The sequence below is a fragment of the Streptomyces sp. ST2-7A genome (assembly GCF_021390475.1).
Classification (GTDB): Bacteria; Actinomycetota; Actinomycetes; order Streptomycetales; family Streptomycetaceae; genus Streptomyces.
Map to the genome: position 1 here is coordinate 113,277 of NZ_JAJUWS010000009.1, position 21,456 is coordinate 134,732.

General features: G+C 67.8%; 21 protein-coding genes. 9 read left to right on the forward strand and 12 right to left on the reverse strand.

Annotated features, from left to right (window positions below):
• Positions 1 to 61 precede the first annotated feature (61 nt).
• From LZF96_RS08130 to LZF96_RS08140, 3 genes are all read right to left on the reverse strand, one after another.
• Positions 62 to 1,270 (reverse strand): MAB_1171c family putative transporter, encoded by a 1,209-nt coding sequence (locus LZF96_RS08130; RefSeq protein WP_233867848.1) that lies wholly within the window; start codon positions 1,268 to 1,270, stop codon positions 62 to 64.
• A gap of 5 nt (positions 1,271 to 1,275) precedes the next feature.
• Positions 1,276 to 1,476: a hypothetical protein gene (locus LZF96_RS08135; RefSeq protein WP_233867851.1), complete on the reverse strand. Its 201-nt coding sequence runs from the start codon at positions 1,474 to 1,476 to the stop codon at positions 1,276 to 1,278.
• Between the two features lie 594 nt (positions 1,477 to 2,070).
• The gene (locus LZF96_RS08140; protein ID WP_182659901.1) at positions 2,071 to 2,520 is read right to left on the reverse strand and encodes a helix-turn-helix domain-containing protein; all 450 of its coding nucleotides are present in this window, start codon (positions 2,518 to 2,520) and stop codon (positions 2,071 to 2,073) included.
• A 330-nt stretch (positions 2,521 to 2,850) separates the two neighbouring features.
• Here LZF96_RS08140 and LZF96_RS08145 point away from each other — a divergent pair, with 330 nt between their 5' ends.
• The 9 genes from LZF96_RS08145 to LZF96_RS08185 all read left to right on the forward strand — a co-directional run bounded on the left by LZF96_RS08145 (position 2,851) and on the right by LZF96_RS08185 (position 12,943).
• A complete protein-coding gene (locus LZF96_RS08145) occupies positions 2,851 to 3,195 on the forward strand; it encodes a hypothetical protein (RefSeq protein ID WP_233867854.1) in 345 nt (114 codons plus the stop codon).
• Positions 3,196 to 3,197: 2 nt separating this feature from the next.
• Positions 3,198 to 4,130, forward strand: coding sequence for a hypothetical protein (locus tag LZF96_RS08150; RefSeq protein ID WP_233867857.1), 933 nt, complete (start codon positions 3,198 to 3,200; stop codon positions 4,128 to 4,130).
• Complete coding sequence (locus LZF96_RS08155; protein WP_233867860.1) at positions 4,130 to 4,834, forward strand: ATP-binding protein; 705 nt, start codon at positions 4,130 to 4,132, stop codon at positions 4,832 to 4,834. Before LZF96_RS08150 ends, LZF96_RS08155 begins: the two co-directional genes overlap by 1 nt.
• A gap of 99 nt (positions 4,835 to 4,933) precedes the next feature.
• Positions 4,934 to 5,485 carry a WhiB family transcriptional regulator gene (locus LZF96_RS08160; RefSeq protein WP_233867863.1) on the forward strand — a complete coding sequence of 184 codons (552 nt, stop codon included), beginning with the start codon at positions 4,934 to 4,936 and terminating at the stop codon, positions 5,483 to 5,485.
• On the forward strand, positions 5,482 to 6,453 hold the full coding sequence (locus LZF96_RS08165; protein ID WP_233867866.1) for a DUF2637 domain-containing protein: 972 nt from the start codon (positions 5,482 to 5,484) through the stop codon (positions 6,451 to 6,453). Before LZF96_RS08160 ends, LZF96_RS08165 begins: the two co-directional genes overlap by 4 nt.
• A gap of 104 nt (positions 6,454 to 6,557) precedes the next feature.
• Positions 6,558 to 6,782 (forward strand): hypothetical protein, encoded by a 225-nt coding sequence (locus LZF96_RS08170; protein WP_233867869.1) that lies wholly within the window; start codon positions 6,558 to 6,560, stop codon positions 6,780 to 6,782.
• Positions 6,779 to 7,405 (forward strand): MobC family plasmid mobilization relaxosome protein, encoded by a 627-nt coding sequence (locus LZF96_RS27310; protein WP_374203160.1) that lies wholly within the window; start codon positions 6,779 to 6,781, stop codon positions 7,403 to 7,405. The genes LZF96_RS08170 and LZF96_RS27310 overlap by 4 nt, the downstream gene beginning before the upstream one ends.
• A 6-nt stretch (positions 7,406 to 7,411) precedes the next feature.
• Complete coding sequence (locus tag LZF96_RS08180) at positions 7,412 to 9,154, forward strand: relaxase/mobilization nuclease domain-containing protein (RefSeq protein ID WP_233867875.1); 1,743 nt, start codon at positions 7,412 to 7,414, stop codon at positions 9,152 to 9,154.
• A gap of 321 nt (positions 9,155 to 9,475) precedes the next feature.
• Complete coding sequence (locus LZF96_RS08185; protein WP_233867878.1) at positions 9,476 to 12,943, forward strand: hypothetical protein; 3,468 nt, start codon at positions 9,476 to 9,478, stop codon at positions 12,941 to 12,943.
• A gap of 199 nt (positions 12,944 to 13,142) precedes the next feature.
• Here the strand turns inward: LZF96_RS08185 and LZF96_RS08190 are convergent, their stop codons facing one another.
• The 9 genes from LZF96_RS08190 to LZF96_RS08230 form a co-directional block, all read right to left on the reverse strand.
• A complete protein-coding gene (locus LZF96_RS08190; protein ID WP_233867881.1) occupies positions 13,143 to 13,370 on the reverse strand; it encodes a hypothetical protein in 228 nt (75 codons plus the stop codon).
• A gap of 28 nt (positions 13,371 to 13,398) precedes the next feature.
• Entirely contained in the window at positions 13,399 to 13,767 is a 369-nt protein-coding gene (locus LZF96_RS08195; protein WP_233867882.1) for a DUF317 domain-containing protein, read from the reverse strand.
• 138 nt (positions 13,768 to 13,905) lie between these two features.
• A complete protein-coding gene (locus LZF96_RS08200) occupies positions 13,906 to 14,814 on the reverse strand; it encodes a DUF317 domain-containing protein (protein WP_233867884.1) in 909 nt (302 codons plus the stop codon).
• A 199-nt stretch (positions 14,815 to 15,013) separates the two neighbouring features.
• The gene (locus LZF96_RS08205) at positions 15,014 to 15,496 is read right to left on the reverse strand and encodes a type II toxin-antitoxin system RelE/ParE family toxin (protein WP_233867886.1); all 483 of its coding nucleotides are present in this window, start codon (positions 15,494 to 15,496) and stop codon (positions 15,014 to 15,016) included.
• Positions 15,493 to 16,281 carry a hypothetical protein gene (locus tag LZF96_RS08210; protein ID WP_233867888.1) on the reverse strand — a complete coding sequence of 263 codons (789 nt, stop codon included), beginning with the start codon at positions 16,279 to 16,281 and terminating at the stop codon, positions 15,493 to 15,495. The genes LZF96_RS08205 and LZF96_RS08210 overlap by 4 nt, the downstream gene beginning before the upstream one ends.
• A 1-nt stretch (position 16,282) precedes the next feature.
• Complete coding sequence (locus tag LZF96_RS08215; RefSeq protein WP_233867890.1) at positions 16,283 to 16,849, reverse strand: DUF4913 domain-containing protein; 567 nt, start codon at positions 16,847 to 16,849, stop codon at positions 16,283 to 16,285.
• A gap of 53 nt (positions 16,850 to 16,902) precedes the next feature.
• Positions 16,903 to 17,982, reverse strand: a complete 1,080-nt coding sequence (locus LZF96_RS08220) for a DNA cytosine methyltransferase (protein ID WP_233867892.1) — start codon at positions 17,980 to 17,982, stop codon at positions 16,903 to 16,905.
• Positions 17,983 to 18,197: 215 nt separating this feature from the next.
• Positions 18,198 to 19,412 carry a DnaB-like helicase N-terminal domain-containing protein gene (locus LZF96_RS08225; protein WP_233867894.1) on the reverse strand — a complete coding sequence of 405 codons (1,215 nt, stop codon included), beginning with the start codon at positions 19,410 to 19,412 and terminating at the stop codon, positions 18,198 to 18,200.
• Positions 19,413 to 19,614: 202 nt separating this feature from the next.
• Complete coding sequence (locus tag LZF96_RS08230; RefSeq protein ID WP_374203162.1) at positions 19,615 to 21,414, reverse strand: type IV secretory system conjugative DNA transfer family protein; 1,800 nt, start codon at positions 21,412 to 21,414, stop codon at positions 19,615 to 19,617.
• Positions 21,415 to 21,456 lie beyond the last annotated feature (42 nt).

The following is a 21,456-nucleotide window of genomic DNA, read 5'->3' on the forward strand; positions in this document are numbered from 1 at the left end:
GCCGCGCGCACGCGCGGAGGGGCCTCCGCATAGGACGGCGGGGCGGGGGGTGTGAACGTACTCATCGCTGAGTCTCCAGCAGGGGGGAAGGGGCGGAAGGCTCCGTCGCGTCGACGAAGGCGCGGGTCAGATCGGAGTAAAAGGCTTCGGAGAGTTGGGTGAGAGCCCTTATCTCGCTGTGCAGATCGCGTCCACCGCCGGACGGTTGGTGGGGCTGCGGGGAGGAGCTTTCGCCGCGTAGGCGAGAACGCCGGGCCGAGGCTAGCCGGCAGGCTTCCGCCGCGGTCTCGGCCTGGGTACCGATGAGCCCGGCCGTCGCGACGTGCTCCCGCGCACGCGTCCGGACCTCGGGGGCCGCGTGATCATTGAGCGCGAGCGCGGCATCCCGGATCTCCACCGTTCGTCGGTACAGCCGGTTCTTGACGTGTCGTGGGTCGAGGTGCTCGGCGAGAGCGCTTCGCGGAGGATCGAGACGAATAGAGGGTACGGACTGTGTGAGGTCCTTCCACAACGGACGCAGACGGAACAGGTCCTGACGCTCCTTTCGCCATGACCTCAGCCTGTCGAGCACCGGCAAGGTGCTTCCGACGACGATGAGGAAGAGCGCGGTCAGGAGCAGCAGCGTCGCCACCAGGTCGTCCTGGTCCCCGGGGAGAATCCCGTCCCCGCGGAACCGGGAGAACAGCGCCGCGATGCGGACAGCGGAGTAGAGAACACCGGCGGCGAGGCCTACGCCGATGATCCGTAGTCCCCAGCCGAGCATGCCGTTCCCCGACTCACGACCCCAGTGCCAGCAGACCTGTACGCCGGAGAGCAGGGAGACGCTCAAAAAGCCGAGAAAGATCACGGTGTAGGACAGAAGAGCGAGGTGCGCCGTGACATCCTGATAGATCGCCACGGTTTCGTAGGGTTGGAGCTTGGCAAAGAACAATGCCGACATGCTCACCGCGGTGCCCAGGGGGAGGGCGACACGCAGTTTTCTCATCGCGGTAGTGCGATCGGTCTTTCCGGAGACGCCCTGAAGGAAGTCCAACAGTGCAGCCGATGCGAGTACTCCCCCGAAGAGATGTTTCAACAAGTAGGAGAGGTCGGTTATGCCAGTTATTTGGTCAAGGTACTTTCCCGGAGCGAGGCGCAGGGTCATCATCATGGAGAGACCGAGGAACGTCCACCACAGGGCGCGATTCCGCCGGTCTTTCCAGTCCTTGGTCGCTCGCCATGAAGTGGTGATCCACAGAAGGAAGGTGACGGTAATTTCGATGTTATGCATGGGGGTCACTCATAGCGAAGGGCGGAGTCGAGACGGTCGAGTTCGGGAGCCCGTCTCATCGGTGGTGGCTTGAGCATCGCCTGTCCTGCTATGCGGGTGGCGAGCTGCTCGGCCTCCCGTTCCTGCTGGGAACTGAAGCTTGACCTGCCCAGGACGTTCAGCACGGTTCCCGGGTCGATGCCGGTGAACAGGCCTGTGAGGTTCACCCCAAGGTCGGTGTCCCCACTCGCGGTCCTGTGCCCGAGGAGGATGTGGCCAAGCTCGTGCAGGACGATATGGTCCCGGTGAAGCGGGGAAGTTGACGCCTCATAGAAAATGAAGTCGGCGTGTTCGAACTCGATCCACAGGCCGCACAGTTCATTCTCCGAACCGGCGACACCCTCCACCGCTTCCAGGAAGAGCGGACGTCGGCGGTGCTCCGCCACCGCGTCGCAGAGACTTCTGACGTCAAACGGTGAGGGGATCTCGATGCCCGTCAGAGGGTCTCGAAGATCTTGAATTCCGCGATCCGAAGACCGCGACCGTAGGCGTCGACCGATACGCAACGGTGCTCCCGAGTGGTGCTGCATGCGAGTGGATAAGGATCACCGGCTCGGTGATGTACAGATCCAACATCCTAGATGCATCTCGTGTGCGAATTCGAATACTCGGCATGACCTTGACCACAGAGGGCGATGGGGGGGGAGTCACCCATGCGTTACGGAATGAGTCAGCTGCCCCGGGTTCTCCGCTCGGCTGAATGCCACGGGAGGTGCGTGCTTCCGCGTTCCCGATTCGTGAACTCGGCCTGGGCGACGCGACTATGGGCGATTTTCGGGTGACGGCTTCCCGTCGTTGAGGCCCTCCAGGTCGCGTGCTCTCTCGATGAAGCCCTCGATGAGTTTGAGGGTCTCCGGGGAGAGGTCACTCGCCCGCATCGCGACGGAGCGTACGCGACTGTCACGCATGGTTGCCAACATCGACAGCTCGGCGTCGATGCGGCGGGACGCCTCCTCGTCGAAGAAGTAGGAGGGGGAGACCCCGAAGAAGCCCGCCAGGGCTTCCAGGTGCTTCATTGTCGGGTTGTCCCGCTTGCCGGTGCGGAGCTGCCAGATGTAGCTCGCCGACATCGGAGGGCCGCCCCGTTCCCGGATGCCCGCCTCGACCTCCTTGTAGGAGTACGAACCACGGCCGGCCGGGTGGATCGCGGCGAAGAGGTGATCGATCTTCTCCGCGAGGGAGCGCCTCGGTGCTTGCTGTCCTTCGCTCATGGCGGGTGCTCCCTCCGTTCGTCCGGCGTCGTCACCCCGAGGGTGTCCATCAACTGATGGAAACGATACATGCCTGCGCGCGGACGGCATGTCTTCACCAGTTGACAGAGGTCATCTTCTTCAGCCTATGGTCGTGCCGTCACCATCAACTGATGCGAACGCCACCGGGTGGAGAGCGTCGGTATGGGGCGGAGGATCCGGTGTCTGGGGCTGGCACCCCAGACACCGGGCCGCGCCTCGATGGGGCACGGATCCACAACCGGAGCGGTCCGGCCGGCCTTTTCGACGAGAACAGCCGCACCGCCCCACCTACAAAGAGGGGATTCTCGCATGTCCCAACGCCCGAAGGAATCGGCGGACGACCCGGAGCACGGGCGAGCCGGAACCGAACGTCGGCAGCAGCTCATCCGTGCGCTCGTCGACATGCTGCCCGCAGCCGTCGCGATCCGCGTCACCCAGCGAGCCCCGGGGCTCGCCTGGCCCACCCCGTTCGCCCGCGCGTACGACCGGCATGGTCGCTCCCTGGACATGACCCGGACCCAGCGCATCTGCGCCGCCCGCTGGATCATGCGCGGTTTCGCGGAGCTCGACTGGACCGAGGCGCACGACCTCGATCTCACCACCGGGACCCTTCGCCGCGCCGTGGACGCCATCGACCACGACGGAGGCGAGTGAGCATGGCCAGGATCCGGACCATCAAACCCGAGGCCTTCGCCTCGGAATCGCTCGCCCAGGTGAGCGTGCACGCCGAACGAACTTTCTTCGGACTCCTCACCCAGGCCGACGACCAGGGCCGCTTCCGGGACCAGCCCGCGGTTCTCGCCGGACTGCTGTGGTCGCTGCGGCCCGAGCACGGCGCCCTGGAGGTCGAGGATGACCTGACGCAGCTGGCCGCCGCGGGGCTCATCTGTCGCTACGCGGACGACGACGGCAAGCGGTACCTGCACATCGTCACCTGGCGGCGGCACCAGAAGATCAACCGGCCCAGCGGGGTACGTCACCCTCCCTGCCCACTGCACGAACTCCTCCAGGTGTCACCCGCCGGGAGCGGTGCTGTCCTCGCCTCCGGTGAACCCTCCATGAGCGCGCAGGGAGGACTCCTCGATGCCGCGTGTGTTCCGCCGGGAGCTTCGGCCATGCGGGAAAGCGCAGGTGGGAACGGTCTCCCCCATCACTCAGTGAGCCGTCCCGGAGGGCACCGCGAGCCCTCGATGACGACTCCCGGTCCGGATCGTGGATCTGGGAACAGGGAACAGGGATCTCTCCCTTCGGGGGACGACGGCCCCCCGGCGGACACCTCCGCCGGACAACTCATCGCCGAGTACACCGCATCGTGCGAGCACCGCCCGCCGCGCAGCGTTCTGGACCGGCTCGGCCGGGAGACGGCCAAGCTCCTCGCGGAGGGGATCACCGCCTCCCACGTCCGTGCCGGACTGGCGCTGCACCGGGCCAAAGGCCTGCACCCGAGCACGCTTCCGAGCCTGGTCCACGAGGCCATGAACGCCAGGCCCGGACGTTTGGGGCGGCCGGACGCACGGCCTACAGTGCCCGGTCACCGGCCCTGGACCAACCCCGCCAACCCTGTCGCCGCCTACGCCGAGGAGCTGTGATGAGCGAGAGCCATGCCCAGCCCGTCGGCAAACTCGCCCACAGGGTCGCCCGGATCCTGGCGGCCCGGGGCATCGACCCCACGATTCCGCCGACCGAGGCCGCCGAGCCCAGGCCGGCCCTCGTCGCCGCCGAGGCACGCATCCCGGCTCGATACCGGGGCGCCGTGGCCGGCCACCCGACGGTCACGGCCTGGGTGCGCGACATCGCCGCCGGCGGACGACCCGGCCCCGGCGGGATGCCGGGGATCGCGAAGGGCCGATCGCTCCTGATCCTGGGCACCACCGGTACCGGGAAGACGCACGAGGCATACGGGGCCGTCCGCTCGCTGCTGATCGCCGGGGTCCGGCTGCGGTGGAAGGCGACGACCGCCGCCGACCTGTACGCCGAGTTGCGGCCCCGCCCCGGCCACGACACCGAGCGGGAACTGATGGACGCGGCGCGCTGCCCGCTCCTGATCCTCGACGACCTGGGTGCCGCCCGGAGCAGCGAATGGACCGAGGAGATCACGATGCGGCTGATCAACCGCCGCTACAACGAGATGCTCCCCACCCTGATCACCTCCAACCTCGGCCCGGCCGACCTGCGCGACCAACTCGGGGACCGGATCGCCTCCCGCCTGGCGGAGATGACCGAGCGGGTCATCCTCGACGGCCCCGACCGCAGACGTGCCCTCGCCTCCGAGCGCCGTCACACCGCGGCCTGAACCCCCCTCTTCGCCACGGGCCACCGTCCACGGCCCTCTCTGCACCACCCCCGGGGCCTCCGCCTGCCCGAGTGCCCCGGGGCCGAACGGAGACATCCCTTGACGAACACGACGAACGCCGGACACCACATCCCGCGGACGCTGGGCGACCAGACCTGGCAGAACCACGCCGCATGCAGTGCGGTGCCGCGACACCTCCTCGACCCGGAGATCTTCTTCGCCGAGCCGGAGGAGACGGACCGCATCCGGGCGGCGAAGGCTCTCTGCGCCCGGTGTCCTGTCCGCCGACACTGCCTGGACGCCGCCCTGGAGAACGGCGACCGGACCGGCATCCGAGGCGGCATGACTGAACAGGAACGCGCCCCCCTGCACAGCCGGATAGCCAAACGGCTGGACTACTCCCGGGTCAACGCGGCCCTGGAGGGCCGGGACATCCACCTCACCAAACGCGAACGGAGGGCCGTCGCCCGGACCGCCTACCTGGCGGGCACCCCGGCCGACAGCCTCGCCCGCATCCTCAAGATCACCGAGGAGCACGCCCAGAAGCGCTACCGCGAGGTCCGGGAAGCCCTCGGCAAGCGCACGGCGAACGAAGCGATCACCAAGGCCGCCGACGGCCCGGACCGCGACGACCTCGGGACGGCCGCATGAGCCGCACACCGCCGGTGAGCCCGGCGCGAATCAACGGGTGGGACCGCGCCGCCATCGTCGCCCTCGGTGGCGCCGGCTGCGCCCTCTCCTACGACGCCCTCCAGCAGATGGCGACCGCCATCCACGTCCGAGGAATCCTCACCTTCCTCTTCCCCCTGGTGATCGACGGCTTCATCGCCTATGGCGTGCGTGCCCTCCTCGTCCTGCGCACAGCCCCGCTCCCCGCCCGCTGCTACGTATGGCTCCTCTTCGGCACCGCGACCTCCGCGAGCATCTGGGCCAACGCCCTCCACGCCGTTCGGTTGAACCAGCAGCAGCTTGCCGCCGGCGGGTTGCACCTGGGCGACGTCACCGTCGGCGTCCTCTCCACCCTGGCTCCGCTCGCCCTGGCCGGCGCTGTCCACCTCTACATCCTCATCGCCCGCCGGGCGGCCACCTCGGACACCACCGCCGGACAGCCGGACAATCCCGCTGTCCGGGTTGACCGCCTCGACGGTGCCCGGCCGGACAAACCCGGGTTGGACGACGGCCGGACGGTCACCGTCCGGCCGGACCGGCGCGACTCCGGGTCGGTGACCCCCCGCCCATTGACCGACCGCTCCTCGAGCCCCACCCATTCGGGCAACCGCGTTGAACCTCCGGTCGACCAAGCCGCGCTGGAGAAGCGGCACGGAAGCCGCCGGAACACCGACCGGGCGGCCAGACCGGTCACCGCGGCCCGGAGCGCGGGGCGTCCGCACCAGCGGCCCGTGAGCGACCGACTTCCCACTCGACCGGAGGGCTCGGGCACGGACACCCTCCTTCCGGTCGCCCGCCGCGCGGTCACCGACGCGGGAAAGGTCACCCGTCAGGTCGTCGCCGACGCTGTCCGGGGCCAGGGCATCCCGCTGTCCAACGACCGACTCACCGACCTGATGGCCCAACTCCGGACAGAGGCCAAGACCATCTCGGACAGCCGGAGCGGCTGACCGCCCCGGCCAACGGGGTGACCGGGAGGCAACGACCCTCCCGGCCACCCCGCCCCGGCAGTCACACCCGATCATCCCGCGCCCACCGAACAGGAGCCCTCACCATGCGCACCACTCCCGCGGCCAGGGAGGAAGCCGACGTCTGGCTGACCGTCATGGTCCGCCACGGCCACCTGCACCACGTCGAATCCGGGGCTGACGGCACCTGGTCCGTCCAGCGCACCCCGGACAGCGTGCCCTGGACGCTGCACCATCCCGTCTTCGCCCTCGACTACGTCGCCGAGATCCTCCGGGATGTCCGACGCCCGCGCGGCGAGGGGCACCGATGACGGGCACCCCCGCCCCCGGCACACCCCGGGACGGGGAGGACAGCCGACCAGCGGCACGAGGCCGAGCAAGCTATACCGTCCGAAACTCCTCCGCGCCCCCGGGGTGCGGAGGAGTTTCGGACGGGCTTGCCCCCGCCCCGGGGGAGGCGGGGGAGACGGCCCGGCACCGGGGGGCGCCGGGCGACCGGGCAGCGACCGGGGGCGGACCGCAGCCGGAAGGAGAAGCGGCTCCCCGCCCGCGCCGCGCACCGCGTCCACGACTGCGCCGACACGCGCAGCGGGACCAGGTCCGTAGCGTCCGCCTCACCCCGGACGAACTCCGCGCCGTTCAGCACGCCGCTTCCTCTGTCGGGCTCACCACCGCCGGGTTCCTCGCGGACGCCGCGGTCGCGGTCGCCCGCGCCCAACACGGCCCCGGCAGCTGGCTGGTCGATCAGCGCGGCCTCGTCGAAGAACTCATGACCGCCACCGCTCACCTGGCCCGGGTCGGCAACAACTTGAACCAGGTGGCCAGGGCCCTGAACAGCGGCGGCCGTCCGGCCTTCCTCGACGACGCGGTCGCCCGGGTCGTCCGCGCGACCGACCGGGTCGAATCCGCCGCGCTCCGGATCGCGAAGCGCTGATCAACCGTGGTCCCGGACATCTCTCTCGGCGGTCGGACGTACGGACTTCTCGCCTACCTCTACGGCCCCGGCCGCCGGGAGGAACACACCGACCCGCACCTGGTCGCCGCCTGGCGACCGGAACTCGCCCCCGACCCCGGACGCGACCCGGGGGCCACCCTCAAGCAGCTCACCGACCGCCTCGACCTACCGGTCCTCGCCCGCCCCTCCGGCCGTCGCCCCCAACGGCATGTTTGGCACTGCTCGGTCCGCACCGCCCCCGGCGACCGCCACCTCACCGATGACGAATGGGCCCGGGTCGCCCACCGCGTCGTGGCCGCCGCAGGCATCGCCCCGGAGGGCGACGACCAGGGGTGTCGCTGGGTCGCCGTCCGCCACGCCGACGACCACATCCACATCGCCGCCACTCTCGTCCGCCATGACGGTCGCAGCCCTCGCCGCCACAACGACTACGGCCGTGCCCAAGCCGAATGTCGGAAGATCGAGCAGGAGTGGGGCCTGCGCCGCCTCAACGCGGGGGACGGTACGGCAGCCAGTCGTCCCACCAGCGCCGAACGCAGCAAGGCCGAACGCGAAGGCCGTCCCGAGCCACCCCGCGAAGCTCTTCGTGAAGCCGTTCGTCAAGCCCTGGCGGGAGCGGCGGACGAGGACGAGTTCTTCCAGCGCCTTACCCGAGCGGGACTCCGCGTCCACAAGCGCCTCGCCCCCTCCGGCGACGCCCTGGGCTACAAGGTCGCTCTTCCCGGTGACCGCAACCGCGACGGGCAACCGATCTGGTTCCCCGGCTCCACGCTCGCCCCCGACCTCTCCCTTCCCGGGATCCGTCGACGCCTCGGCAGCGGCCTCGCCCACACCACGGACGATTCACCCGCCCCGATCCGGCGAGGCCCGCAGCCCGGCGGGGCTCGGCGCAGCGCCATCCCTCCTGTCGAACAAGCCGCCGCCGTGCTCCGTTCGGACAACGACGCCGAGGCCGCGGCTCAACTCGTCGGCCTCGGCGAGGTCCTCGACGCCCTTGGCCGGGCCACTCCCGGGAGCGCGCGCACCGAGGTATGGGCCGCCGCCCGGGCCTTCGAACGCGCCACCCGCTCCCACGTCCGCGCCGAACACTCCGCCAACCGCGCACTGCGCAGTGCCGCTCGTGACATCCTCCATGCCGGCGGAGCCCTCGGGAAAGGCGAAGACGCTGGCGTCACGGCGATGTTGCTGTCCACCCTCGTCCTCGCTGCCGTCGCCGCCGCCCGCTGGCACTCCGCCCGGGGCCACGCCCAACAGGCCGCTGCCGCCCGCCAGGCCGCCCAAAGCCTTCGCCGGGCGTACAGGTCCAGCGCCGTGGCACCCATGGCCGCGATGCGCGCCCAAGGTCGCAACCTCCCCGACGCCGTACGCCACCGACATGCCGCCACGCTGTCCTCGGCCCTCCCGGAGCAGGCCGCCCGTGTCCTGCGCGAGTCCGGCTGGTACGCGCTGGCCGCCACACTGTCCCGGGCCGAAGAAGCCGGTCACGACATCCCGAATCTTCTCCGGGAGGCCGTCGAGCAGCGGGAGCTGGACACGGCCGAGAGCATCAGCGACGTGCTGGTCTGGCGCATCCGCCGAGCCGCCGCTCTCCCGGCCACCGAGTCATCACCACACCGTCGTACCTCGTTGTCTACGTCTGGTCGCACACCTGCGGTACGACCGCGACTGATGAAACGAACTCCCGTGTATGACCCACCACCTCCCAGGTCGAGCCGCCCACAGCGTTGACCACCACCGCAACCTGCTGAGGCCGCCTGGACCTTCCCTGCTGGAACTGCGTGAACGAGCACACGAAGGAACACTGATGTCGGGCCAGGGCCTTGGCCATGCCCGAATCCTTCTGCCAGCAGCCGTCCGTAGCAGCGAGTTTTTGCTGCGGCTCCAGCAAGATTTGGCTCCGTTGGAAGACGTGTAGATCAGCTGGACTGCCTCTACTCCGCTGTCCAGCCCACGTCAGATCTTCCGGTCAGGCCGGACCCGTGGAGCACGTACGGTTTAATTCTGCTTGTGTGGACTGAGCGGCGATACAGCCTTTACGAGAACTTGCGCGTGCTGGACAACGTGTGCGCTGACCTGTACAAGCGTGCTATCGACACATTGGCCTCAGCCTCTCCGGTTGAGGTTGATCTAGTCGTGGCAGCTCACATGATGCGTGAGCTCATCAACCGTTTCCCCCGTGTGGCCGGTAACGCCGGTCTCCTGTCCGGGGGGAGCACGAGCGATAATGTGCAACGATTTGCGGATGCCTGGGAGGAGTATGTCAATGACATCACGGCGGTGAAGCGAGATGAGGCGAGGGTAACCCTTCCCGATGTAGTTATCGAAGCTGCAGATCGTCTCGTCGAAGCTCACCGGGCAGGCAGCGTAAGGAGTACAAAGCTCCGCAGTATTCTTGTTCTTGGTCATGGCGAAGGGGCAAATGATCCGGCAGTCCAAGAGGTCGCCCGAGCAGCAAAAAAGTTCGAAGAAGTCCGCCACCCCCAGGGCGACACCACGCATTGGGTAGAAAATAAGACCAAGGACATATTGGTCGCGGTTGGAGTTATCGAGAACGCGCTTGAGGCCCGCCTTGGCAGCTTCTTTTCCGTCGTCGATCAACTCAAGGATATCCTCAGTCGAACTAACCAGCGACAGATCAAAAAAGATGGGTCGACAGTTTGGGTAGCCCCTGCTGAAGAAGACGTTCAAGATGTGGTTTCGCGACTCGGGGAAGTGCAATACCGGCGAGTGTTCTTCGGCGGTCTAAAAAACCCGCTGTGGTTCCATGAGTTCGTTAAGCGAGGTGGATTCGACAACGTTCCGAAGTACCTCGTCGATTCGAGCGGAAGAGTGATCTGGATGCCGTGGCCAGAAGGGGAATACCTTGTTGCAATCGCGCCAGAACTTCCCCGGCAAGTTGCTGATATTTTGTGTTCGAAGATTGACGCAAATGCGGCATACGAAGTTCGAGATCTAACGTTGAAAGCCGCACTGTCCATGCCGACCGAACACGCTGCGAAGCTCGTGAAACTAATCATTTCATTCGTCGACACTCCTGTGGGCCCGGATATGGGTTTGAATATGGTGTCGCTGCTTGAGGCGCTGGCACTGGACGGAAAGGCGAAACACTCCTGGAAAATCGCCAGAGCCCTATTGAAGCCTCGCTCCGGTAGCACTCAGCGCTTTGGCAACGATGTTCAGGCAGGTATTGAACAGCCCTGGTACAGCGAAGCTACAGAGCGTGTTGCAAAAGCCTTGGCCCAAGATCAGAAATTGTTGTCCTGGATGGTCCACCGATTGGCCGAAGCCGAGGCGATCGCCAATCCTGACAATGTTGAAACAGGGTACGATATCAGCTACATCTGGCGTCCATCAATCGGCGCAAGTGACACCCACCGCAGCGGTGAAGACATTCGAAATGCGCTGATCGATGTCATCTGTGATATCGCGCTCAAGCGACCCTCTTTCGTTGGGAATTCCCAGCGGATTGTCACTTCCATTGAGGCACCCAACTTGCCGATTCTGAAGAGGATCGCTTTGCATGTTCTGGCTGAGTGCATAACGGAAGATGCGTCCATGGCGTCCATGGCGTTGGATAGGTTGGAGCAGGTTGAACTCATAGAACAACTCGGCTTCCGGAAGGAATATATCCAACTGGCTCGAAAGGTGCTTCCGGGCCTCACTGATGAGGAATTCAACCGGTGGGCCGAAGCGTTTAAGAGGGTTCCCGATGTCGGTCCGTACGAGGTTGAACGAATCACTCAAAATCTAGAGGAAGATGAGACCGTTGAGTCGGTGGTCGCGAGCCACGTCGAACGCTGGCGGCTAGCCCAGCTAACAGCCATTGGCGAATCTGCACTCCGCGGTAAAATCGCGCGTGAGCGGAAAGAATTGGCCGAACGTTACGGCGAACCTGATGCGAATAATGATGAGCGATCTATCAACCATTTTTACAGTGAACACACGAGTCCTTTCACGTTGGAAGAGCTTCTTCCTAAGGCCGCGTTTGAAGTAGTTAATTTGCTGCGCACTTGGGAGCCCGAGGAAGCTGGCAGTGGTCCTGACAAGGAAGGATTCGGTCAAGTTTTGCGATCGGTAGTCGCGCAGCGGGCAGTTGACTACTCTCTTGTCGCCAGCGAGATGCTCGTGATGCCAAGAGATTATGTATGCCGCTACCTGGAAGGTTTGCGAGAGGGGGTTAATCAGGAACAAGGGGTCGCTTGGACAGCCCTGCTGCCTGCTATGCAGAACCTCAAGCAGCTACATTACGGCGATAATATCGACGAACATCAGTGGAGAGCCCCAATTTGCGTGGCTCTCGACCTCATCCAAGCAGGTGCTCGGCAAGGAATTTCCGCCATACCGGCCGATCAACTGGAGACAGCACTCGCTATTGCTGCTACATATGTGGAAGACCCGGATCCGCCGCAGGACCTCAGCGATCAAGAAGTTGACGGGCCAGCGGATTCCCCATTCGATCCATTGCAGGAGTCACTGAACAGGGTTAGGCCACAAGCGCTTCGGACACTCATCCGTTTGGCCTTCTACGAGCACCACCAGATTAAATCTGAAAATCTTCCCAGGGTGATCGCGAGTCAAGTGATTGAAATTCTGTCCGGTCGGTTGACTCCAAGTCGCGACGATAGCTCGGTGATTGCGGCTACTTTCGGCGATGGATTCGGTCGTATTTTGAGTTTCGCGCCCGATTGGATTGAGCAAAGCCAGACTCAACTACTTTCTTCGGACACATTCGGCGACATCGTCGTGACTACCGCTCTCAGTAATCACAGAACATATATCCCACTCATTGAATCTCTTGAGTCCAACATTTCTGACATCATTGCCTGTGTGGCCAGAAATGAAGAAGTCGCTGTGGGTTGGAGAACCGGCAGGTCTCCAATCGAGACCATTGGTGATCACCTCATCATGATGTACTTGTGGGGCGAGTATGATTTTGATGCGGCTCTCTTCGATCAGTTTTTCCGCGAGGCTCCTGTCAATGTTCGAGCCAAAATTCTTGGGCGTGTCGGATGGCTTCTTCTTGGAGATCATGAAGTTCCGGAAGAGTTCCTAATTCGGGCTCGCCAGCTCTGGGAGTATCGAGCGGAAGAGGTTGCGGCAGGCCGAACTGATCCCACAGAACTCCAAGATTTCTACTGGTGGGTCCACTGCAAGCGTTTCCCTCAAGGTTGGTGGCTCCAGCAACTCAAGTACGTGGCCGGGATGGCGAGTGTTGGCGGCCGAACCTATATTGGGGAATCTCTTAGTGAAGCTGCGTTGACCGAGCCTCGAGCTGCCGTCGAAGTGCTCGACAAAATTCTACGTTCGATGCCTGCTCCGAGAGTCAGACATAGCCTTGTCGAGAATTCCGTCACGATCATTGCCCAAGCCCTCGACAGCAAGGATAAGAAGGCTAATCAAGTAGGGCGTGATTTGATGGATTGGATCGGCAAGAGGGGGAACCTTGAAATAAAAGATCGGGTGGATCTGCTCCGCAAGGAATCAAAGGTCAATTTGCGGGCAAAAAACTCCGATTAGCCCTTTCGGGTATTGTCATGGAAGTGTAGGGGAAATCTTTTTCGGGGCGTACTGATAGGCATGATGAATAGTTCCTGGGAGGGGCCGGGGCATGTCACAGCGAGGCGCGGCGCGCTCCTTCAGGAGCGCGCCGCGCGGACTGGGGTTCATGGAGTGGTGGGCCAGGGTGGGAATTTCGGCAGCCGGTGCTGCTAGTAGCTCATGCGTTGTTCCAGTTCAGCTCGTCCCGGACAGCAGCAGGGAGGTGATCTTCCTGACCGTTCTCGGCGATGTAGATGACGGGACCGGCGGGGCCGACACCCTTGACGATCCCGGCGATGGTGTGGGCGAAGGGCCAATCGGGGTTGATGGCCAGAAAGACCGGCAGGGCCGGATCGAGGTTCCGGAGCCGCTGGACGAGCCGGCCGACGGTCAGCGTATGGGGCAAGGGAACTCCTGAGGGGCGGAGAAGCGGGTCAGCGGCAGACCGGGCACGCCCGTGTGGGGGTGGCGATGAGGGCCGTCACGAACCCGGCGACGGCCTGTGCCGGTGTTCCGGCGGTGAACTTCTGGGTCCACCGGCCGCCGGTGTGTGGGTCTTCCACGCTGACGAGCCAGAGGGTGTCGTACAGCGCGGCTTCCATGGTTTCGGGAAGGAAGCCGACGTAGACGGCACCGTCGGGGCTGGTGCAGTGGATGTTGGTGCCGGCGTCGGTGACGATGCTCCATCCCTCCTCGGTCAGGAGGTGCAGAACGGGTTCCGCGCAGTGGCAGTCGGTCAGCCATTCGCGTCCCCCGGGTGCACCGGTAGGGGAGGGGGCATGGTGCCCTGGTGTTGTGGACAAAGCAGCGATCCCTTCGTTGACCTGCTGTTTTGAAGTGGTCGTACGTTCCCTTGGAGTCGACCGTGGTCTCAAGTGCGTCGCAGGGGGTTCGTGTCTGCCGTCGGCGAACCGGCGAACCGGATGGCTGTGGATCTCCGGTCAGCGGCCCCGGCCGGTGGAGGGGTGGGGAGAGGGCGGGAGGACTGCGGCTGGTTGTTCGGGAGCCGTGTAGCCGGTCTGCGCGGTGGTGGTGCGGATGCGAGCGGCGTTCGCGCAGACGCTGCCCTGGCTTTGGGATGCCCGCTGGAGGGCCGCGCTGACGGCGGTCCGCCGGACATCGAGGGGTGTGGGAGCACGGGGTGCGGGTGCGGTTTCCGGGGAGACAGGGGCAAGGCGTACGAGGTGCTCGATGCGGCGATTGATCATGCCCCGCGTACGGACGACGGGAGCGGGGTCGGCCAGCGCGGCGGCGGTGGCGGCGATCAGGTGGGTGGGAGTGCGGGCGGTGAAGGTCGCTTCGGCGCGGGTGCCCCAGCCGGGCGGCCCTGCCCATAGGACCCACGGCTCCTCGGTGGGGGCGGAGAAGGACCTGTCGAGTGCGAGGCCCGCCAGTTCGTCGGGGGCGGTGAGTTCGACGGTGTTTCGGTTCGGGGTGGTGAGAGTCCAGTCGGAGGTGGCCGGGGAACGGACGCTCTCGGACCAATGAGGCGAGGTGGGGCGGAGGAAGTCGTCATTGTCCTCGGACCAACCGTTGGCCAGGGCGCGGGTGAAGCCCGCGACGATCTCGGGCGGCATGTTCTGGTTGAAGGTGGCGACCCACCGTGGGGTGGATACGGCGTCTTCCGCCGCGGTGATCTTCCACAGGTCGTAGTCGTCGCCGAACCAGCCGATGCGGATGCGATGGTCCGGGGATGTGACGAGGAGCTGACAGGGGCCGTCGTCCGGGTAGTGGCGGGGCCAGTGGGCGACCGGCTCGAATCCGGCGTCGCCGGTCCCGCCGGAACCGGCGAGGTGGCGGGGGGTGACGTGGTACTCGCGGAAGTGGTCGTCATCGGGCTCGTACGGCACAGGTGGTGGTCCTTCGGAAGAGCGACACCGGGACGGCATGGCGGGGGAAGGGGAAGCGCGCGGCCCGGGCTGCCCGGCTCGCGCACAGGTGGTGCTGCGGGCCGGAGCCGCCGGGTCCGGAAGCCGATGCGGATGCCGTCTGGCGGAGGTGGTTGACCATGGCGGCAGCGAACGGGAGGTCTCGTGTCGGGTGCCGTCATCACATGCGCCTGGCCGTAGAGGTATGGGCGATCGGGGGAACGCCCGGCTGTCCGGAGGCGGGTGGCTCCGCCGTGAGGGGCGGGGTGGCGCGGAGGTGGGGTGAGCGGGCACGGGCAGCGGTGGCCCGGTTCTCGGGCGGGGTGTTCGTCGTCTCCTGCCGGCGTTCGAGCCGTGCGGCGGCCGTGCGGTAGACGGCGTTGTCGCGGCGTTCACCAACGGCCAGGAGGTAGATCTCCCTGCGGTGCTGGGAGGAGGCGGGGGCGTCCCGGTACTGGATGACCAGACGCCACCTGGTCTGTGGGTCGACGTAGACCTTGTGGCAGCCGAGGAGTTCACGATGCATGGCGGCACCGCGCTCGTTGCCGTGGACGAGGTGCTGAAGTTCCAGGAGCGCCAGGTCGCGGATCTCCTCGGGCACGGTGCGAAGGTCGTTCAGCGCGTCGGGATGGGCGGCGAACGCGAAGCGGGCGTACCTGCTCATCGGCCGCTCCGGCGCGGCCGGGTCACGGGGTTGGGCGCTGTGCGGTGATCCGGGGCGTGGGGAATCGGTGGTGCCTGTGCGGGGAGGTCGGAGCTCGTGAGAGTCGTGTGGGAGCGAGCGGCTGCCGCCCGGGCGTCAGCGGTGGTGTCGGCCGGCGGGACCTCGCGTGTGGCGAGCCAGTGCCGGGCCGAGTCGACATCGGCGAAAGAGCCTTCCCGAAAGCGGTAGGTGCTCAGGTCGGCGGCGAGGTCCTCCACGACCAAGAGGTAGGGGGAGACGGCGGAGCCTGCCTCGCTGTCGTGGAGAAGTGCCCAGGTCTCGCCGTCGTGATCGGGGAAGACGGGTTCGACGGTGTGGTGGTCCACCAGCGTGTAGCGGCCGTGGAGGTCGGTGCGCAGGCGGTTCTCCATCCCGCGGGTGCGGTCGTCGGCGGGTACGGGTCCGTCCGGCGTAGAAAGGGAAAGGGTTTCGAGCGGGCAGCCGTGGCGGTGCAGCCAGTTCTGCGCGAGCGGGAGCAGGGGGTGGTGCCGTTGGTCGAAGGTGAAGGTGCGTGCGGTGAGGTCCCGGGTGACGTGCTGGGAGAGGAAGGCGGGGGAGCCGGGGACGTCCCAGATGGCCGCCTGGTCGTAGGCCAGGAGGTAGGTGTGGCGGCCGTCGGTGGTGTGGTGGACGGCCAGCAACTGGTGCATGTCGCTCGACAGGAGTGCGGCGTCGAAGTCCTCCTCCGCCCGGCCGGTGGCGGGGGAGAAGCCGTCGAGGCGGTGCCGGTTGTCGTGAGGGTTCATGTCAGGCTCCGGCGGCTTCCGGGAAGGGCAGGAGGCGGTGGTGAGGACGGGCGGGGCTGGTGGTGCACGCGCCGAACGGGCCGTCCGGGGAGCGGAGGTGTTGGAGTGTGGGGTCGAGGTGGTCGCGGTGCCAGACGGCCGGGCCGGTGAGGCCGGCTTCGGCGTCGGTGAGCTGTTGCCAGGCCAGCCACAGTGCGTGGAGCCGCGCGACGGCTTCGGGGTGTTCGGCCCAGCGCGCGCACCAGGGGCGACCGGCGGTGATCTCCCTGCCGTAGACGGGGAGGAAGAGGTGGTGCACCCACGTGGCGAGGGCCGCCAGTTCCTCGGTGTACGCCCGGCCGTCCAGGGCCAGGATGAAGATGGAGGAGGGCTCCTCCCGGGAGCCGGTGGCCCCGGAGACCGAGGGGTCGGGTCGGGACTCGGCTTCGTCGACGAGGCGGGTGAGGGTTTCGTCGACCCGTTGGCCGTCGGTGACGAGCTTGGCGACGGTGGCGGCGAGGTCGTCCAAGTCGTGGTCGGGCACGCGTATCGGCTCCTCGGTGGCGCCGGGCGGGGTGAGGTCGGGCAAGGGGAAGCTCCGGGGGAAGAGAAGGGGTGCGAGTCGGCCGGGGGGCGGGCCGTTTACGACGCGGGGTGGTGTGGGCAGTGCGCCAGGGGCGGGGCGAGCAGCTCGATGGCCCGGGACGCCTGCCGGGGCACGACGCCGTTGCCGAGCGCGGTGAGCTGGGCGGGTCGGCCCAGGCCGGGGGTGGCGGTCACCCAGCCCTCGGGCAGGCCCTGCATCCACTCGACGAAGGCCGGGCTGAGCCGCCCGGCCGCGTCGGTGGGCGGCGGCGCCGGGCGGGTGAGCGTCTCCCATCGGGAGATGGCGGTGGCGTAGCGTCCCCAGAGCTCCTCGGCCGAGCGGTCGGGGAGTGACGCGGTCGTGCCAACCGGGCGGCAGCCGACGGGAGGGTGAGATCGCCGTTGCCGTGCCGCTGGTTCGGCGAGCCCTTGGTGCCGTCCGTCGCCTTCGGCGTCGGCAGCAGTGGGGGGTTCGGATCGTGACCACCGGTGTCGCGGTGGGTTGGGTGCCGGTTGCCGATCTCCGTCCCGGGGATGCCGGTTCGGGCCGTGAGTCCGGCGCCAGGCGGTGAGGAAGATTCGGGCGCGGTGGTGGGGTGCGCCGACATCGGCTGCGCGAAGCAGGCGCCATCGTGCATCGAACCCGAGGCCGGCCAGGGTGCCGAGTACGGCGCCGAGTGCCCGCACAGACTGATCTGGACGGCCTCCCAGACACCACGGACAGGGTTCCAGCGGGCGAGGGGAAGCGGCGGGCGCGGTGAGGATGCCGCGGACGTTTTCGATCACCACCAGACAGGGATTGAGGGCTTCGATGGCGCGGGCGATGTGGTGCCACAGCCCGGATCGGGTGCCGGGGGCCAGGCCCGCGCGGCGACCGGCGACGGACAGGTCCTGGCAGGGGAAACCGGCGGTCACCACGCACACCCCGGGGGCCCGGTGCCAGTTGACGGTGGTGAGGTCGCCGAGGTTCGGAACCCCTGGCCAGTGGCGGGCCAGGACCCGGGAGGATCCGGGGTCGATCTCGGCGTGCCAGGCGACCCGGCCGCCCAGGGCCGCCTGGACGCCGAGGTCCAGCCCGCCGTAGCCCGAACACAGGCTTCCGATCAGGCGTTGTCGGGACACCGGTTCGGTGGGCATGACGTGCCCCGGCAGCACGGCCGTTCGGTGGGCCCGCCCACCGGGGTCTGCCTCGGGGGCAGTGGCCCGAGGAAGCCGAGGAGAACGCCTGAACGCGGTGAGGGGGTCGGGGTGTCGCTCGGCATTCCCGGGCGCGGTCATCGGCGAGGTGAGGGCGTCGTCGCGCCGGGTTCGGCGGAGCGGGGGATGCTGTCCGGAGGCGGTGCGGGTTGCGTTCATGGCGCGGCCGTCCTTCGGCTCCGGTGCTCGGGCGCCGTGAGGGACGGGGGCGGAGCGCTGGTTTCGGGAGAGGACCCGGTGGCGTCGGGGTGGGGGCGCGGACTGCGGGCACGGGCCGCGGCGGTCAGGTCGGAGCCGGGGAGCCCCGGCGCCCCGGGGCCGACGCGCGGTGGGGTGGGCGGCCGGCCGGGCGGTTCACCACCGGCTGTGCGCCAGCGCCGGAACGTTTCCTCGACGGGGAGAAGGGTGTGGAGCGAGTAGCCGATCAGCTGCCCCGGGGGGAGGGCGTGTTCGGTGGCGAGGTGGCGTATCCACCCGGCGGCCCGGCCGGCGTTCCGCACGAACGCGGTGCGCACCTGCTGACGCCCGTGGTAGGCGGCGGAGGTGGCCACGCCGCCGGCCGCGCACACCCGCAGTACGCGGTCGCCGGTCAGCCCGGGGCCGGCGTCGTCGGAGAGGTAACCGCGCCGTTGGGCCTCCCAGAGCACGGTGAGCTGGTCGATCGGCTCGCCGCGATGGTGCAGCGCGGTGAGGCAGCGGTAGATCCGCTGGTGGTCGACCTCGACGAAGTCTTCCGGCACGAGCCAGTTCTCGATGCCGTCCAGTCCGGTCGGGTCGGCGGTCAGACAGGCCAGCAGCCATTCCTCGTCGGCGAGCTGTTCCGGGCCGGTCGGTGGTGGCGTGGCCGGTCGCGCGGTCAGCTCGGCCGGTGGGGGAGTGGGCCGGGGGTCGGTACCCCAGACCTTCGCGAGATCCTTCAGCGCGCCGGTGAGGACGCCGAGGTGGTGCCCGGTGTCCCGGTGGTCGGCGTTGGCGGTGTCGGAAAGGGCGGCCTGGTGCAGCCGGGTGGCGTGCTCGGTGACCTTCCGATGGATCGCCCCCTCCAGCACCATCCGGCCGTACAGCGGGGCATGCCGGGGATGGGGGCAGGAGGAGACGAACCCGAAGACCCGGGCCGTGGTCACGCCGGGGGCGGTTCGGCGCGCTCGGGTGACCGCGTCCGTGACCCATTCCAGCGGCACCGGCTCTCCCGGCGCGGTCAGCGCCCCGGGACGCTGTTGTGCGCGTGCGTTGAGCAGGACCTCGTAGAGGGTGGCGTGGTCGTGGTGGTGGAAGTGGGCGGGCCGCAACCAGCCATCGAGGGATTCCAGTTGCCTCGGCTCGAGGAGCACTGCCCCAAGAACGGCCTGTTCGGCGCGGATCAGCGGCATCACGGGCGCCCTCCGGTTCCGGAGTCGGGTACGGCCCCCGCTCGGTTTACCGGCGCCGGTGCCGCTGCGGCTCGGCCCGGCTCGTCACACAGCTCTGCGTCGGCGAGACGCCCCGCCCCGGTCGTGCTCGTCGGCCACCGGCCGGCACCGGCTCGTACCACCGGCACGCCGGGCAGAGGGGCGCTCGGCACGCGGTGCGCGGTCACGCGACGGTCCCGAAGTCGCCGTGCCGCGGTGACTTGCGCAGGGCGCGTTCGGTGATCTCGGTGGTCGCGCGGGCGGAGGCCGCGCTGTGCCGGGCGGCGTCCGGCTGCCGGTACCAGGGCTTGAGATCGAGAAGCGCCGGGCGTACGCCGGTGGCCAGCAGCAGCGCCGAGCCCTTGGGAAGCGCGCGGATCGCGTCGGCGGCCAGGACGCGCTGCTGCCGCATCGAGACCGAACTCGACTTCCCCGAGCTGCTGGAGGACACCGACAGGGTGCGCACGTCGTGGTCGCCCACCAGCCGCGACAACTTGTCCGCGAAATCCGCGTCATCGACACCGGAGCCGATCAGTTTGATCGTGGCCGCGGACCACAGGGCGTCCATCCCGGCCTCACCCCACACCCGCACGCCCTGCCGATAGGACTGGAGGATGGTGACGGGGATGACGCCCCGGGACCCGAGGTGGGAGTAGAGGTCGGGCAGGTCCTGGATCTTGCAGACGTTCGCGGCCTCGTCCAGGATCGCCAACAGGGGTGGATCGAGCCGCCCGCCGCGACGTTCGGCCTGGATGACGGCGGCACGCATCACGGCGTCCGCCGCCGCGGCGATGATCGCCGAAGCGGACCCGCCGCCGTCCTTGGAGAGCAGGAAGAGGGTGTCCCGCCCGGTCGCGAACTCCTGCGGCCGGAACTCCCGCACCTTCCGCGTGCTCTTCGGCGGGGTGACCCAGGCGGCGATCCCGGGGTCCAGGAGGCAGGCGGCGTACTGGCGGGCGGTTTCGAAGATGCCATCCCGCGTTTCGACCGCGCCGGCGACCGTTCCGTGGAGCTGGGCGGCGACCGACTCCAGGCCAGCGTCGTGCAGCAGATCGACCGGCGTGCGATCGGCCGGGGAAGCGAGCCAGACCAGCACGTCGGTGATCGGGCGTCCGCTGGTGGACGCGGCCAGGAACAGAGCGGTGAGGGTGTTGGCGGCGGCCGTGGACCAGAAGTCGTTCGCGCTCGACTCGTTGACGGAGGCGGTGACGAAGTGCCCGGCCAGCCTGCGGGCGCCGGCGAGGTCGCGGGCATCGGCAAGGATGTCCCACCACATCGTCCGTGGTGTGTGGGCGATCTGCTGCGGATCGAGCGTCCACACCTCCCCCACCTCGGAACGCGCGGTCAGCGTGGTGGTGAAGGCGTCCTTGGCCGCCTTGTTGGAGGTCAGCAGCACCGGGCCCGGCGCGCGCAGGATCGCGGGGATTGCCAGACCGGACGTCTTCCCGGAGCGGGGCGCCATGATCGCCAGAAGGACGTCCTCCCAGCTGGAGCGGACCTCCGCCCCACCGGGCTTCAGGGAGCCGAGGAGGACACCGCGGTCATCGGCCGGTACCCGCCTCGGTTTGCAGCCCTTGAGGCCGGTCCGCAGGTCGATCGCCCGGGCGGCCGATTGGCGTGGCAACAGGGCGGCGAGATCCCGGGGTCCGGCCAGCCCGCTGCCGGAGCGGCGGTGCCGCAGCCACCACTTCACTCCGCCGACCCCGGCGGCGAGCAGTACGACAGTGGGAAGGACATGGCAGGCGGTGATCAACGCCGCGCCCGGAAGACTCGGCCACAGCTCCTCCGGGCGCAGGAGCGCGTCAGTGGGCTGATAGGCCGCCCACGGACCGTGCCCGAACAGGACGTTCGCGGTGTTGCCGAACAGCCAGGCCAGTGAACTGCCGCCGACGACCAGCGCGGTGCCGCCGATGAGCAGGTAGAGCAGGAAATCGATGCCGGTGGTGATCGAGGGGGAGCGGGTGTCGGTGTGTGGTGAGGCCAAGGCGAAGTCCCGAAGAGGCGGAGAGAACAGGGCGACGGGGGA